This is a genomic window from Spirosoma arboris, assembly GCF_009754945.1.
Lineage (GTDB): Bacteria > Bacteroidota > Bacteroidia > Cytophagales > Spirosomataceae > Spirosoma > Spirosoma arboris.
Window position 1 is genome coordinate 52,283 of the sequence record NZ_WPIN01000007.1, and the last position, 15,213, is coordinate 67,495.

Sequence of the window (15,213 nt, forward strand, 5' to 3'; positions counted from 1 at the left end):
TTCCTAATGGCAGGACTAACTACGTCCTGGGCACAGGAAATAAAAATTAGTGGCAAGGCATGCACTCCCGATATGGAATGCAACGCAGACTCACTCACGTTTACAGACAGTGTGAAAACTGGGGTAACCAAGCGCGTCTGGAGTTTCGGTGACAATGGCACTGTTACGAAACAAGGCAGCGATTCTACGGCAAAACACGTCTATCAAACGGCGGGAACTTACACAGTTACACTAACCCGCACAATCAATGGCGTTACCCAAACTGCAACGCGAACAATAAATATAAATAACCCGCCCCCATCGTTTACCAACTGGCGGACAGATACAACGATCTGTAAAGGAGAAAAAATTACGCTGGACCCCTATGCAGGAGCTTCTCAATCGGGTTATCGGTACATCTGGTATCCAAAAGGCGATACAACCCAGAGCATACAGGTCGATAGCTCCGGTTGTTACTCAGTCGAAGCGATAAGTCCGAATGGCTGTTCCTATCAAAATCGAATCAATGTCGATGTCTGTGGCGAAAAGAAAGAGTCTCAGGGGGTAAAGTGGTATTTTGGTCAGAACGCCGGCCTGGACTTTAGTGGCGGAGGCACACCCAAACCCATTACCGATGGTAGCTTAAGTACAATTGAAGGTTCATCATCGATTGCTAATACCAAAGGAATCCTACTGTTTTATACCGATGGGATAACGATTTATGGCAAAGACGGCAAGCCACTGAAATCGCTTGTACCGGGCGATACAAATGCTGTCCAGATTCCATTAGACGGTAGTATACACTCCACACAATCGGCTCTGATTGTACCCAAGCCAACCTGCCGAGGTTGCGAGTATCTATATTATGTGTACACGACCTCCGAAATTCATGGCAAGAAAACGCTAACGTATAGTGTGGTCGACATGCGCCAGAATGGTGGCAAGGGGGCTATTGTGGAGAAGAATATTCCCATATCGAATCAGAGTACTGAACAGTCGGCCTCCGTAGAAAACAAGACGGATTCAACTTTTTGGGTCATTACGAGGAAATACGGCACGAATCAATTTGTAATTCAGCACTTAACTAAAGCATCAGATCCTGTTGTAACAACTTATACTGGCGGCCAGGTCATTGATTCTTTGTCCAATGCCGAGGGTTATATTAAAATTGGACCAGCCGATACATCCAGTGCCAATAAGGGCGATCGACCAATGGCAGTCGTTATTCCCGGTCCACCCAAAAATTCCGTTGATTTATACACCTTTAATGACTCAACAGGTGTAATGAAATTCAATCGCACCATTGATTTAGGCGCAGCCCCGCCCAAGGCATATGGGGTCGAGTTTTCACCCGATGGAAAAAGTTTATACGTAACCATGCTTGCCGATACGAACAGTGACGGCAGCCTGAAAGGAGCCTCCTATATTCTGAAGTATGATCTGAGTCAGACAGACTCCTTAGTAGCGAGTTCCAAAACCGTTGTCGATAGTAGTACAACGAGGCAATATGGGTCCATACAGATTGGACCCGACGGTCGGCTTTATGTAGCCATAAAAGGCAGTACCTCACTCGGTACCATCGAAAATCCCAACGGTGGTTTACTCGATAGCTTACAGTTTAATCCTTCAGGTCAGTCGCTTGGCGGAAAAACCAGTCAGTTGGGCTTACCCAATTTAGTGGCGAATTTCAACGACCAATCCAGTGGACCTGGTCTAACGTATGCGGATACCTGTGTTAATGCTCCGACTGTATTTCAGATTGGACCAAACTGTCCGAAACTAAAGGAAACCTATACACTTGATTATGGCGATGGCAGTCGCCCATATTCAACCACGGCAACTACACCCGTTACGCACGGTTATACAACACCGGGACAGTACTTCGTTAGCCTTCGAATTGTTACGAGGACAAGCGCAGGAGGCATTTGTAAAGACACCACGATCAAAGATACGCTCACCATTTTAGCGCTACCACCTGACATACATTTGGGGGCCGATACGGCCATCTGTAATAAAAAAGGCATCACGCTGGATATAAAGGTGGAGGCCAAAGTATATGTCTGGCTGGTGAATGGAGCAGTCGCAGGTAGGCAAAAGACCATAAAACTCGACAGGCCAGGCTATTATATTGTAGTTGGTTTGGCAGCTAATGGGGAGTGTTTTAAGAGCGATACGATTGAGGTACAAATAAAACCTCCACCATCCCTTGACCTCGGTCCCGATACCGTTTTCTGTTACCGTTCGTCAATTAGTCTGACAGTACCCCAGCAAACCTGGACGCAGTTTCAGTGGAGTAATGGCGGAAATACGCGCTCAATTTCAGTCTCCAAAGGTGGAACGTACACCGTTACCGCTCAATCAACGGTTAACGGCACGACCTGCGAAAATTCGGATACGATCCGGGTTAGTGAACTGCCTAAACTGCGATTAGCGGCAACTTTAACCGGCCCAACAACCTGTACGTCGGCAGATGGTTCTATTCAATTGACAGTTACTCCTACAGGGACCTATTTATATGCCTGGACTCGCTCGGATGGTGCTATTCTGACGGGTGTTGGAAGCCAGCAAACGAGTCTAACAGAAGGCGGCTATAAAATAAGTGTGACTGATACTGTTCATACCTGTAAAGCGGATACAGCATTTACGTTGAAATCGCCAGCTAATCAGCTAGCACTTACTTCACTCGTTAAGGATGCCTTGTGTAGTATTCCGAATAGTGGTACCATTAGCGTGACCGTTTCGGGAGGAACGCCTGCTGGCTATATCTGGTTGGATCAAAATAATAATCTGATTACAACGACCCCGGTTCTGGGTAATGCTTCACCTGGGCTTTATACAGTACAGGTGACTGATACGAAGGGATGTAAAATACTCAAGGATAGTATAAAGGTAGGCCTTGATAGTACTGGCTTTGCGCGTCTGGGCCCTGATACACTGAAGTGTAATGGAGTACCGGTTGTTTTGTCTCCCTTATCGGGCGACCAGCCCGGCAATGTATATCAATGGAGTACGGGAGCCTCTAGCCCTTTCATTTCGGTAGCACAGCCGGGTTCGTATAGTCTTATCGTTAGGAATACCCAGTCGGGTTGCGTTGGACGAAGTAGTATTCGGGTAGGCGACCGGCCACCTCCAAATTTCTCATTTACCCAACAGGCTTCACTTTGCGAAGGAGATCTGGGAAAAGCGCAACTTTCGGCCAATGGTGCGCCTGGTTTACGGTATTTATGGTTGCCCCGAAATGATACGACAAAAACCATAACCGTCGATCGGGCAGGTAACTATTCGATTCAGGTGACTGATCCGTTAGGCTGTACTGCAACGGGGATAGCGCGTGTGCTCAATCTATGCGAACCGCGTGTCAACATTCCCGATGCATTCACCCCTAACAACGACGGAGTAAATGACGCATTACAGGTCTTTACGGCTTACATCACTGACTACGAGTTTCGAATTTACAATCGATGGGGTGAGGTAATTTTTGCCAGCGATAACCCTGAACAAAAATGGGACGGCACTTATCATGGATCTACCTATCCATCAATGCTTTACCCCTACATTATTACCTTTAAAAGTGAGTCGTTTCCTGAGCGTGCAAAAGTCGTAAAACGGGGTTCTGTACTGCTAATTCGATAGCGGTTTTCTGCTGATTTTTTCGTAAATTTGAGGTAAACGACCCAGCGAAATAGAGTTGCTTTAGGCCATTATTTAGCTGGGTCTACACAAATAAAAATCATGCGAAACGACTTTTTGAAAGGTTCGACAGAGGGGATGAGCGCTACCGATAAGGAAATTGAACGGGCGCTTAGACCGCTCTCATTTGAGGACTTTACGGGTCAGGCCAAAACCCTCGAAAACCTCGAAGTATTTGTTCGGGCAGCCATGCAACGTGGCGAAGCGCTCGACCATGTATTGCTTCATGGCCCCCCAGGGCTGGGCAAGACGACGCTGTCGCACATTATCTCCAACGAACTCAATGCCAACATAAAAATGACCTCCGGTCCTGTGTTGGACAAACCCAGTGATCTGGCTGGCTTGCTGACGAACCTTCAGCCTAATGATGTATTATTCATCGACGAAATTCACCGGCTCAACCCGATTGTGGAAGAATATCTGTATTCGGCTATGGAGGACTACAAGATTGACATCATGCTGGACTCTGGCCCAAATGCCCGGACAGTCCAGATTAAACTGAATCCATTTACACTGATTGGAGCCACTACACGGGCGGGTATGCTTACATCCCCCCTCCGGGCACGTTTCGGGATCAGCTGCCGATTGGAATATTATGATGCCAAATTACTAACTACAATTGTACAGCGGTCGGCAGCTATTTTGGGCACCCCAATTGACGAGTCGGGTGCTTATGAAATTGCTCGCCGGAGTCGGGGCACACCTCGTATTGCAAACAATCTTCTGCGTCGTACCCGCGATTTTGCCCAGGTTAAAGGTAATGGCTACATTAACGTAGAGATCGCTGAAATTGCTTTAAGTGCGCTCGAAGTCGATCAGAATGGATTAGACGAGATGGATAATCGAATTCTGACAACCATTATTGAGAAGTTTAAAGGCGGTCCGGTAGGTCTCTCAACGATTGCTACCGCTTGTGGAGAAGAATCTGAAACGATTGAGGAAGTCTATGAGCCCTTTTTAATACAGGAAGGATTTTTGAAGCGAACCTCACGTGGACGAGAAGCCACAGAGAGAGCGTACATTCACCTTGGTATTGTACCAAATTTCCGAACAGGAGAGTTATTTGGATAGGAATAACGCATAAAAAAATCGTCAGAGGAGTTGGGCTCCTCTGACGATTTTTTTATGCTCCTAAACGGGTTAGTTAAGAAGTTTGCTCTGATAAATACAATCAATAATCTCTGCAACAGCAGAATCAACTAGAAAGTAGTAGATATTTTTTCCACTACGTCTGATATCCAGAATACCTTTATCACGCATGTTAATTAAGTGGTGTGAAATCAGCGATTGTTCAGCATTAAGATTCTTATAGATAGCTGAAACATTTAGTTCTTTGTTCTCATTCAGCATCTGAATGATCTTTATTCGCAAGGGATGTGCCACTGCCTTAAGCACATAAGCAGCTTTGTCAATGCGTTTCTCCTCGTCTAAAATTTTTTCGGTAGCCATGATAAGGTGGGTAATTGTTCAATAGATAATTCGCCCTAATATACTCCTAAAAGAGACATATGTAAAATACTAACATGCTGAAAGTGAGCCCAATTTTATTTAATGGTTGTTTTCCCAATCCTATTGTAACATGTTAATCTTTTCACACACAGGGTGGTTACCTACAAGTAAGTAATCAAATTAAAATAGACACAATTTCTCAGTTGGTGACTGAAGAAATAGGCTGTTTCCTGCCACGCCATCCGATTAGAAATACACCGATCAGAACAAGTAAGGTACCTATAATCTGCTCAGTGCTGATCGTTTCGTGTAGTATAGATGTTGATAGGAAAATGGTAAAAATTGGGCCGATACTGGCTATGATTGAGGCATTTCCAGAGCCTACACGTTTGATTCCTTCCGCAATCATAAATGTTGGGATAACGGTCACGAAAATTCCCATACCAATCCCCAGCGCATACACAGGCATCGGGTAATTACCTAAATGCAATCCATTCTCTACGGCACAATGTAATATGGTGGGCACTGTGGCCGCAATCATAGCATAGCACGTGTACCGCTGCGAACCAATCAGGGCAATCATCTGATCACTACCTACCAAATAAACAGCATAAACCAATCCGCTCAGAATGACCCAAAAAGCACCAAGGATAACATCCTTCTGGGCTGATGTTTCAATATTACCCCAAAAGGCAAGGAGAATACCGGCATACGTTAATACAAGAGCAACAATTTGCAATTTGGTGACACGGCGGCCAAAACCTATGGCATTCATAAGCAGCACAAAGGTTGGATAGACAAAGAGTAGTATTCGTTCCAGGCTTGCTGTAATGTAGAGTAGGCCTAAGAAGTTGAAGAAACTAGCAAAGTAGTAGCCTGTAATGCCAAATGTTGCCAGAGCAACCCATTGGCGAATAGTTAGTTTAGCAGGCGGTTGCTTTCGATTTAGATTGATCAAAATGCCGACGTAGAATGGCAGAGCAAATAGCATCCGCAACGTCAATAAAGAAATAGAGTCAATTTGATAGTGATATGCCAGTTTGATAAGAATGCCTTTACAGGCAAAACAGAAAGCGGCTAAAAACACCAGAAAAGCACCAATCCAGTAGCGATAGGATGTTTGCGTCATATAACGGTCAAAAATAGTCAGGAGTAGCCAAGTATCGTACATGAACTGACAATACTTGGCTACTCCTGACTATTTTTGACCGTTTTTACTAAATTTATTTCTGACGGAAGAATACCGTGATCGGTACACCCGTAAAGTCAAAATGATCCCGAAGCCTGTTTTCTAAAAAGCGTTGGTATGCTTCCTGAACGTATTGGGGTAGATTACAGAAAAATACAAACGTGGGTGAAGGCGTTGGGACCTGAAGCATGTACTTGATTTTAATATGCTTGCCTTTGATTGCTGGAGGAGGATATTTCTCAATCTCGGGTTGCATTGCCTCATTCAGTTTCGAGGTAGCTACTTTCTTCGTCTTATTTTCATAGACTTCCATCGCTTTTTCCATCACCTGAAAAATGCGTTGTTTCTCATGAACCGACGCGAAAATAATAGGCAGATAATCGATAGGCATCATCCGCTGGATCATCTCCTTGCGCAATTTATCTGCAGTATGCTGATCTTTTTCAACTGCGTCCCACTTGTTTACCATGATTACCACGCCCTTTTTGGCTTTCACCGCCTGACCGATAATGGTTAAATCCTGGGATTCAAGGCCCCGTGTAGCATCGAGCAGAATAATACAAACATCTGAATCTTCCATCGCCTTGATCGAGCGCAATGTTGAATAAAATTCAACATTGGAATCAATGCGAGCTTTACGTCGGATACCAGCTGTATCGGTCAGGATAAAATCTTTACCATATGCCTTATAGCGAGTGTCGATAGCATCTCGGGTAGTACCGGCAATTGGCGTTACAATGCTCCGTTCCTGACCAGTCAGAACATTTAAAAACGACGACTTGCCAACATTGGGGCGACCCAGAATCGCAATACGTGGAATACCTGCATCTGGGTTTTCAACTCCAGCGTTAGGAAAATGCTTGATAACTTCGTCAAGCAGATCACCTGTACCCGTTCCCGTTTGCGACGAAATTGGATAGGGGTCACCTAATCCCAACGCATAAAACTCGACAGCTCCTTGCGCCCGCTCTCCGGTTTCGGCCTTATTGGCGACCACATATACGGGCTTTTTTGTCCGGCGTAGAATGTTGGCAAAGTCTTGATCTAAGCCGGTAATGCCCGTTTGCGTATCAACAACAAACAGCAACACAGTTGACTCCTGAATCGCAATTTCAACCTGCTCCCGAATCGACTCCTCGAATACATCTTCGGAGCCAACTACATAGCCACCTGTATCGATGACCGTAAAATATTTATCATTCCACTCTGCCGTGCCATAATGCCGGTCGCGTGTAACACCACTTTGGTTATCCATGATGGCCTGCCGCTGTTCCGTCAACCGGTTAAACAGCGTGGACTTGCCCACATTTGGGCGACCAACGATTGCAACAATGTTTGCCATTTTTTTGAAGTCGTAAGTGCGTGAGTCAGTAAGTAGTAAGTGGCTGGCGCAAGCAATACTTACGAATTACCACTTAATCATTTGCTAACGCCTACTCGTCGTATCCTAACCGCTTGAGCATCCGCTCTTTTTGGCGCCAATCAGGTTCTACTTTGACGAATTGTTCTAAAAATACTTTTTTGCCGAAGAAACGTTCGAGTTCTTCACGGGCCATAATTCCCGTTTTCTTAATCATGTTACCGCCTTCACCAAGCAGGATAGCTCGTTGGGTAGCCCGTTCGACCAGAATTTCGGCCTGGATAACAATGATATCTTCTTTTTCCTTGAAGCCCGTTATAACAACCTCACTACTATAGGGAACCTCGCGTTTATAGTTCAGGAAGATCTTCTCCCGAATAATCTCAGAAGCGAAAAATCGTTCGGGTTTATCGGTCAGCTCGCTCTTTGGGAAATAGGGCGGGTGCTGGGGCAATCGATTGATAATACCTTCGAAGACCTGGTCGATGTTGAAGCCATTCAGCGCCGAAATGGGAATGATTTCCTGTGCCTTAAAATGCTCCTGCCAGTATGCAATTTTCTCCATCACCTGTTCCTGCGTAGCCTGATCAATCTTATTAATCAGCAGTAGAACTGGAACTTCAGACTTTTGGAGCCGTTCAATTACATCGTTTTCATCGTGTTGCTCAAAGATGTCGGTTACAAATAATACGACGTCGGCATCTTCAATAGAGCCACGTACAAAACTCATCATTGACTCATGAAGTTTGTACTGCGGTTTGATAATACCTGGCGTATCGGAGTAAACGAGTTGGAATTCCTGGCCGTTATGGGTTCCATTGAGGATACCCATGATTCGGTGGCGGGTAGTTTGCGCTTTCGAGGTGATAATTGACAGTCGTTCGCCAACGAGCTGATTCATCAGGGTGGATTTACCGACATTGGGCTTACCAACGATACTGACGAAACCGGCCTTATGATCGGCCGGGAAATTTTCAATGATTTCCGTATTCATTCTTTGAGGTGATCCCACTGACTGATTACCAGCGGCTTTAGCAAACAACTCCCTGTCGACAAAAAACGTTTCAAGCAGCGAGTAAACTTTTTTTTACAAAGATAGTTGTTTTATTAGAAAGTAGTCGTACTTTTGCAGTCCCAACATCGCGGGATGGAGCAGTTGGTAGCTCGTTGGGCTCATAACCCAAAGGTCGCTGGTTCGAGTCCAGCTCCCGCTACTCAGAGAATAAAGCCGTTACGATTCAAATTCGTAACGGCTTTTTCGTTTGGTACAACAAATACCTGCGATAGATCCGAACAATTTGTGAATCAACAGGTCGATGTATGCAGATTAACGACAGTATCTATCTGTATCTAGAATAGACCTTCTAACGGCACACATGTATATGACACTCTCTCTTTTTCATGTGAGCGAAGAGCCAGACATTACGTGTTTTGTCCCACGGCCCGCGCCCAGCACAAATCTCGATGGATCAATGGTTTGGGCTATTGACAATAAGCATCTACACAATTATCTGCTACCACGTGATTGTCCTCGTATTACATTCTACGCATTACCCGAAAGCCAGCCTGAACACGTTTCCAGTTTATTAGCAGGCACTAGTGCTACTTATGTAATTGCAATTGAGACGTGTTGGTTAGAGCGAGTGTTGCAGCAATCTATTTACGTATACGAACTCCCTACCGATACATTCATACCATTGGATACAGGAGCTGGTTATTATATTTCCAGAGAGACCGTAACACCTGTGTCAGTCAGCCGAATCGATAATTTGGTGGCCGAATTGTTCCGACGGGATATCGAACTTCGGGTGATGCCTTCTCTTTGGAAATTGCATTATGCCGTGATTGCTTCCAGCCTGCAATTTTCCATTATCCGAATGCGAAACGCACAACCACATCGGAAGTAAGGATTCAGTATCGTAGCGACCAGACTCGTTATTTGTGTATGTAATAGCGACAAAGCACCTATTACATACTGGTAGTTATTAGTAATGAATCGGTAGCGGTACGCTTCTCTGTAAATTTATCCAGCTGGCTAGGTATAACGTGGTAGTGAGACCGGAGATTTATTGAGATTGGATAGGTAAGTTTCTGGTTATCAGAAATTAATCGCAACTGATATTCACCAAAGGAAAGCTGAGTCAAATTTAGATTCTGATTATGTTTTTCTTCAGCTATTTTGTTTTGATATAGTATTTGATCGTTTTGATCCAGCAATTGAAGCAAGACAGGCCGTTTTTGCGGATTCATAAAGGAGACTTTTAATTTTCCTTCTTTAGAAATCCGAATATTTGCCTGTAACGCTGACGATAACGATGTGTGTTTAGTTAGATCAACCTTCGCTTTTGCGTTCGGGACAAAGACTGGCAAAACATCGGTTTTAAGTTGCGAAGCAACTAACTGATGACCAACTAATTGCTCCAGCATGGTATCAAATCGGCGTATGTTCCGTTTACTGAGTTTGATATACTGATTAGAGAGTAATTCCTGATAATACAATTCATTATCCTCATTATAGAATTCAATGCGTGTTGTGCGTAGAATTGGATCTGTTTTAAGCGTCCAGTAACCCTTGGCCTGAACTGAGCGTGTATAAGTATCAATCTCATAGAGCTGAGCAGTGGCTAATTCCGGTCGGCAACCTAAAAAAACGAGTAAACTCAGTAGCGTAAACAAATGGTTTTTCATAGATCACTTTTTTGAGGTATAAACTATCTTTTCCAAATGGTACTCCAACGAGGCAATCAACCTATAGTAGGTTGAGGGAGGATGCAGGGTAATCGAGCCAGGTTTGTCGATTAACCCTGCACTTGTTATCTATATCATTTTCAATTAGTTAACACAAATCCTATTAGGCAAGACAACAGGCGGGATCTTTCAGTATAGAGAACAGATCAAAATTAGCTGCCAGAAAAACGGTAGAAAAAATAAAAAGTACTACTGACTACTTTCTCGGGTTAGATGTACCTTTTTTTAGGTTGTGTGTCGTTTTTCGATCGCTATAAAGTGGATTATTTACCTAACCATTCCTTAAAGCCCGTAATTCTATCGACGCTGACAAATACTTCCTGGCGGGGTCTGGGGATCAGATCCAATTTTAATTTGCCTCCCGAGAATGTATGAACGGTCTGAGCAGACTTATGAGATACCAAAAAAGAGCGATTTACCCGGAAGAACTGGTTAGGATTCACCAAATTTCCCAGCTTATCTAAACTATACTCAACCACCAGGTTTTGGCCTTCCAAAGTCGTTAAATGGGTGGCTTTCGCTTCAAAGAAGAAGTAGGCAATATGATTCGTTTCGACACTTCGGATTTTCGATCCCACTGTGACCATAAACCGTTCCTTATACGACATCGACTCCTTATACGAAGTCGATGTATTTAGCTTATTCACTAGATTCGACAATTCGGGTAATGCCGTCATTAGACTGGCAGGCTGCCGAATGGCCTTGAATTTATCCAGAGCTGCCGCTAATTCATCTTCATCAATAGGTTTGAGCAAATAATCGATACTGTTGAATTTAAAAGCCTGTAAGGTGTATTCATTATAGGCTGTTGTGAGGATAATCGGAATAGTCAGTAAGGTTTGTTCAATAATGCGAAAACCAATATCGTCTTCCAGCTGAATATCCAGGAAAATCAGATCCGGCTGCGTACTCAAGGCATGATCGGCAAACCAGCGGATGGCTTTAGCGACAGAAGGAATATGGGCTAATACCCGAATAGACGGATCATATTGATTCAGGAGCTTCTCCAGCCGCTCACTGCTCAATGGTTCGTCTTCGATTATAAGTACATTCATGAGAGCAAAGGGATTTTAACGACAAATGAACTGTTCTGTTCTCCTATCCATACTGGCCGATCTGTAAGCAATCCGTATCGGTTGGTGATGTTTTGTAAACCCATGCCAGTAGACGAATCTGATACCGGACGAAGTTGAATAGGGTTGGCAATCAACAGTACATCATCTTCTTTATAGATGGATATAATAAGCGGATGTTCAATCGACATCTGGTTATGTTTGACCGCATTTTCAACTAACAATTGTAGAGTTAGTGGCGCAATCTTGTAACGGGAGGCTTCTTGGGGCAGTAGCTTATTATTAACTTTCAGCTTGTCTTTAAATCGAATATTGAGCAAGAATAAATAGGCATCCAGAAACTCAAGTTCGGTTTTTAGACTGACCTGGTCCATTTCCCGCTGGTCAAGGATATAGCGGTACGCTTTGGCCAGTCGACTAATAAACTGCACCGACAGCTTGGTATCGACTTCTACCAGCGTGGAAAGAATACTCAGGCTGTTAAAGAGAAAATGCGGATTCACCTGATTCTTAAGAGCCGAAAACTGGGCCTGAGTAGCCTCCCGTTTTAATTGTTCAGCATTCACCCGAAGGTCTTCCAGCTTTTTATAGCCGCGTAGGTTAGCGGCTAAATAAAAGGCGGAAAGCATAGCCATAACCGTTAAGCCATGATTGAATCGTTCCCGTTGCTGAAATTCTTTCGTTTCCAGAGCTTTTATTGTATCAGCAACCGGCCCGGCCTGGATAACAACCGCAGGCTGAGCCTTATGAAGTCGATAGTCTGACCGATGTACATAGTCAATGACTGTGGACCAAAGATTGTAGAATCCAAAATTTAAAACGATAGCAAGTGCTCCCGCCACAACAAGCGTAACCAGCTTAGCAGGCGTTTTAATGTTGACCAGGAAATCCCATCCAGACCATCCTGCAAACCAACGTTCAAACCATTCCGAAAGACTCAGCCAAAAAGTAAAAAATAGCAGTGTTATCGAAATTTCCAGCAACCAAACCCACCAAAACCGCTGGAATGCCCCCCAGGTTAAACGATCCAGGATTATATAAAGCTTGATAGGCCAGTAGATGGCAAATACACTGAGGGCAAGCCCCAATTTTTGGGCTAATGTCAGGTTATACGCGGTAGATGAGTCCATCGATAAAAAGCTACAGGATTGATGGCGATCCTAGTTGAATGCCGGTTCTGGCCGGACAAACCGGGGAAACCTGGTTGTACTAACGGACCAATGATGTGCGATCACATCACCAGAAAGTTTTCTCTGCTTAATACACTAGACGTTCGCTTCAGCGCTTGTCTTGACTAGTTTACTCAGAGAGAGAAAGGCTATGCCTTCATTGATCGTATTGTCCGTTAATAAATAATAGATTTCCCGGCCTTTTCGCTGCTTTTTGAGAATCTTCTTCTCATGCAGGAAGCTCAGATTAAAGTAGAGTGCCGACTTGTCAATGTAGGGGATATAATTTTGAAACATTGTCAGGCTCGCCTGCCGCTTATTGGCAAGTATCGACACGATTTGAATCCGGACTGGATGCCCAACGACTTTCAGTAAGCTGGCTAGTCGTTCCTGGGCTTGGGGCCTCATAACTTTTTCCCCATGTGGGGCGTCAAAAAGCCAATTAGAAAGAATAGAGATGGATTACTTTTCATATAGGTTGTATTTTAGAACTAGAAAATGACTATCCGCTTTTAATGCGATAGCCTTTAAAGCTTGCAAAGACCAAGTTGCGTTAACGGGCCCATTCTTGAAAAAAAAAATGACTGGATGTCTGGATAAGTTGGTTGAACGACCAATTTGGCTGGTTGTATCGGCTAAAAAGGGCTCAGCTACATACCTAACAAAACGTGTAAACGCCCTAATCCCACCTTCCATAGAAGGTGGGATTAGGGCGTTTACAGCAAATCTGCTTATCAGCAATTAATACCCTGGATTCTGAGCCAGAATATTTTTGCCGCTTGCATCCGTAGCCTGATAGTCAATTTGCGTTTGAGGTATCGGCAGATACTCATCCCGACCCGTCGTAAATTTCGCGCCTGCATAGCCCACCGGTAATTTTGGACTTTCATAGGCTAAAAACGCATTGATAGCTGTCGCAGCCGTGCCCCAACGAACCAGATCATAAAAACGGTGTCCTTCGCCCGACAATTCTAATTTACGCTCAAACTGAATCGCCGTTCGGGCAGTGGCCTGATCGGCAAACGACGTATAGGGCTTAATGGAATAATTTGCAGCATTGGCACCAGTGGTTGTTTTTACCCAGTAGGTCGCATTGGCGGCCCGATTTCGAACCATGTTTACATAGTTCAGCGCCGTGGCCAGGCTACCCACTTCTACTTCGCATTCCGCAGCCATAAGCAATACATCGGCGAAGCGAATGAAGTTGTAATTGATGGCCGAGTACCCATCTGTCCACGAACTACCATCGGTTAGAGATTTATCCTGCGATTTGTAGAAAACGAACTTCTTAGGGGAATATGGCCCAGCAAATGTTTGATCACGAATCCAATCCTGACCTGGATGTACTGACCAATCCAAATAGGGAATACCCCGTCGGCCTACCGACCAATCCAGTCGCGGATCTACTGGGCCTGCGTCAGGTGTAAAGGGCGCACTAGAGGCCAGTCCCATGTCAGTAACTAATTGATTGGTAGATGAATTGTACGAACCATCCAACAACGGCAATCCATTGGTACTTACTCGAAAGGAATTCGCTAACTCAAAACTAGGAACGAAGAACCCACAACATCCTGCTGGCCCCGCCGAACCTGTATTATAGGGAAAGTTCAGGTTTAGTTCTGGGTTGGCATTGTCTGAACTACCCGTATTTGCGGCAGCCTGATCGGCAAAAATAGATTCCGAATTAGTTTCCTTGGCGGCATTAAAAATATCGGTATAGTTATCAACCAGTGCATATTTAACACCTCCTGTGGTAGTACCACTCGCAATAACCTTATCAAATAGTGCTTTTGCTTCCGCATACTTTTTTTCGTACAAATAGGTCTTGGCTAAATAAGCCGCGGCCGCCCAGCTGTTAGCCCGCCCCAGTGCATCCTGAGTAGCAGGCAGGTTGGTTTGCGCAAACTGAAAATCCGCTTCAATTTTTGGCCAGATATCCACATTGTTTGGCACTTTATCGACGCCCGTACCATAATCTACTGTTTCATCCACATACGGAACCATATTAAACTGGCGCCTTAACTGGAAATAATAATGGCCCCGCAGAAATCGTGCTTCTGCTGTAATGCGTTGCTTGTCAGCCGTTGTAACATCCGAAGCGGCCGTAGTCATTACCCGAAGTACCATGTTGGCACGGCTAATTCCTTCGTATAGAGACCGCCACTTAAAATTGATTTCGGCATTTGTGGCATTCATTGATGGGTAGTTCTGAAAGGGCGTCAACGCATTGAAGTCCCCTGAGTTCGACCCTTTGTTAGCCTCGCCAGCCGAGATACTACCACGTACCCAGTCTAATGAAGCGGCAGACTGATCGTAGCCACGCCCATTCAATTGAGCATAAGCGGAGAGAAGTAGCCCATCCAAACCTGCCTTGGAGGTTAGCTGGGTGCTGGATAACTGACCTGTGGCCGGTACTTCCAGAAATTTGTCTTTACAAGCGAACGTTACCATCGTAATCATAATCGTGGCTAACGCTCCCTTTAAAATGGGATTTTTCATAGTATTAATTCGACTGAAAAATAAAATGGTCTAGAGTCTTTAGTAGAGTAAGCGGCT

12 protein-coding genes and 1 tRNA gene are annotated in these 15,213 nt (G+C 44.6%); 4 read left to right on the forward strand and 9 right to left on the reverse strand.

The window, feature by feature from the left end:
* Window positions 1-6: 6 nt before the first annotated feature.
* Window positions 7-3,612 (forward strand): T9SS type B sorting domain-containing protein, encoded by a 3,606-nt coding sequence (locus tag GO755_RS19195; RefSeq protein ID WP_227687006.1) that lies wholly within the window; start codon window positions 7-9, stop codon window positions 3,610-3,612.
* Window positions 3,613-3,711: 99 nt separating this feature from the next.
* Entirely contained in the window at window positions 3,712-4,740 is a 1,029-nt protein-coding gene (gene ruvB / locus GO755_RS19200) for a Holliday junction branch migration DNA helicase RuvB (protein WP_157586924.1), read from the forward strand.
* 69 nt (window positions 4,741-4,809) lie between these two features.
* Here the strand turns inward: ruvB and GO755_RS19205 are convergent, their stop codons facing one another.
* From GO755_RS19205 to era, 4 genes are all read right to left on the reverse strand, one after another.
* The gene (locus tag GO755_RS19205) at window positions 4,810-5,118 is read right to left on the reverse strand and encodes an ArsR/SmtB family transcription factor (RefSeq protein WP_157586925.1); all 309 of its coding nucleotides are present in this window, start codon (window positions 5,116-5,118) and stop codon (window positions 4,810-4,812) included.
* A 199-nt stretch (window positions 5,119-5,317) separates the two neighbouring features.
* On the reverse strand, window positions 5,318-6,247 hold the full coding sequence (locus GO755_RS19210) for a DMT family transporter (protein ID WP_157586926.1): 930 nt from the start codon (window positions 6,245-6,247) through the stop codon (window positions 5,318-5,320).
* 94 nt (window positions 6,248-6,341) lie between these two features.
* Window positions 6,342-7,649, reverse strand: coding sequence for a ribosome biogenesis GTPase Der (gene der / locus GO755_RS19215; RefSeq protein ID WP_157586927.1), 1,308 nt, complete (start codon window positions 7,647-7,649; stop codon window positions 6,342-6,344).
* Window positions 7,650-7,740: 91 nt separating this feature from the next.
* A complete protein-coding gene (gene era / locus GO755_RS19220; protein ID WP_157586928.1) occupies window positions 7,741-8,661 on the reverse strand; it encodes a GTPase Era in 921 nt (306 codons plus the stop codon).
* 147 nt (window positions 8,662-8,808) lie between these two features.
* Here era and GO755_RS19225 point away from each other — a divergent pair.
* Window positions 8,809-8,881: transfer RNA gene (locus GO755_RS19225), tRNA-Met, on the forward strand.
* 168 nt (window positions 8,882-9,049) lie between these two features.
* Complete coding sequence (locus tag GO755_RS19230) at window positions 9,050-9,574, forward strand: DUF6886 family protein (RefSeq protein WP_157586929.1); 525 nt, start codon at window positions 9,050-9,052, stop codon at window positions 9,572-9,574.
* Between the two features lie 61 nt (window positions 9,575-9,635).
* Here the strand turns inward: GO755_RS19230 and GO755_RS19235 are convergent, their stop codons facing one another.
* The 5 genes from GO755_RS19235 to GO755_RS19255 all read right to left on the reverse strand — a co-directional run bounded on the left by GO755_RS19235 (window position 9,636) and on the right by GO755_RS19255 (window position 15,156).
* Window positions 9,636-10,355, reverse strand: a complete 720-nt coding sequence (locus GO755_RS19235; RefSeq protein ID WP_157586930.1) for a DUF3244 domain-containing protein — start codon at window positions 10,353-10,355, stop codon at window positions 9,636-9,638.
* 323 nt (window positions 10,356-10,678) lie between these two features.
* Window positions 10,679-11,470, reverse strand: coding sequence for a LytR/AlgR family response regulator transcription factor (locus GO755_RS19240; RefSeq protein WP_157586931.1), 792 nt, complete (start codon window positions 11,468-11,470; stop codon window positions 10,679-10,681).
* Window positions 11,467-12,618: a sensor histidine kinase gene (locus GO755_RS19245; protein ID WP_157586932.1), complete on the reverse strand. Its 1,152-nt coding sequence runs from the start codon at window positions 12,616-12,618 to the stop codon at window positions 11,467-11,469. Before GO755_RS19245 ends, GO755_RS19240 begins: the two co-directional genes overlap by 4 nt.
* Before the next feature lie 135 nt (window positions 12,619-12,753).
* On the reverse strand, window positions 12,754-13,065 hold the full coding sequence (locus GO755_RS19250) for an ArsR/SmtB family transcription factor (RefSeq protein ID WP_157586933.1): 312 nt from the start codon (window positions 13,063-13,065) through the stop codon (window positions 12,754-12,756).
* 333 nt (window positions 13,066-13,398) lie between these two features.
* The gene (locus tag GO755_RS19255) at window positions 13,399-15,156 is read right to left on the reverse strand and encodes a RagB/SusD family nutrient uptake outer membrane protein (RefSeq protein ID WP_157586934.1); all 1,758 of its coding nucleotides are present in this window, start codon (window positions 15,154-15,156) and stop codon (window positions 13,399-13,401) included.
* Window positions 15,157-15,213 lie beyond the last annotated feature (57 nt).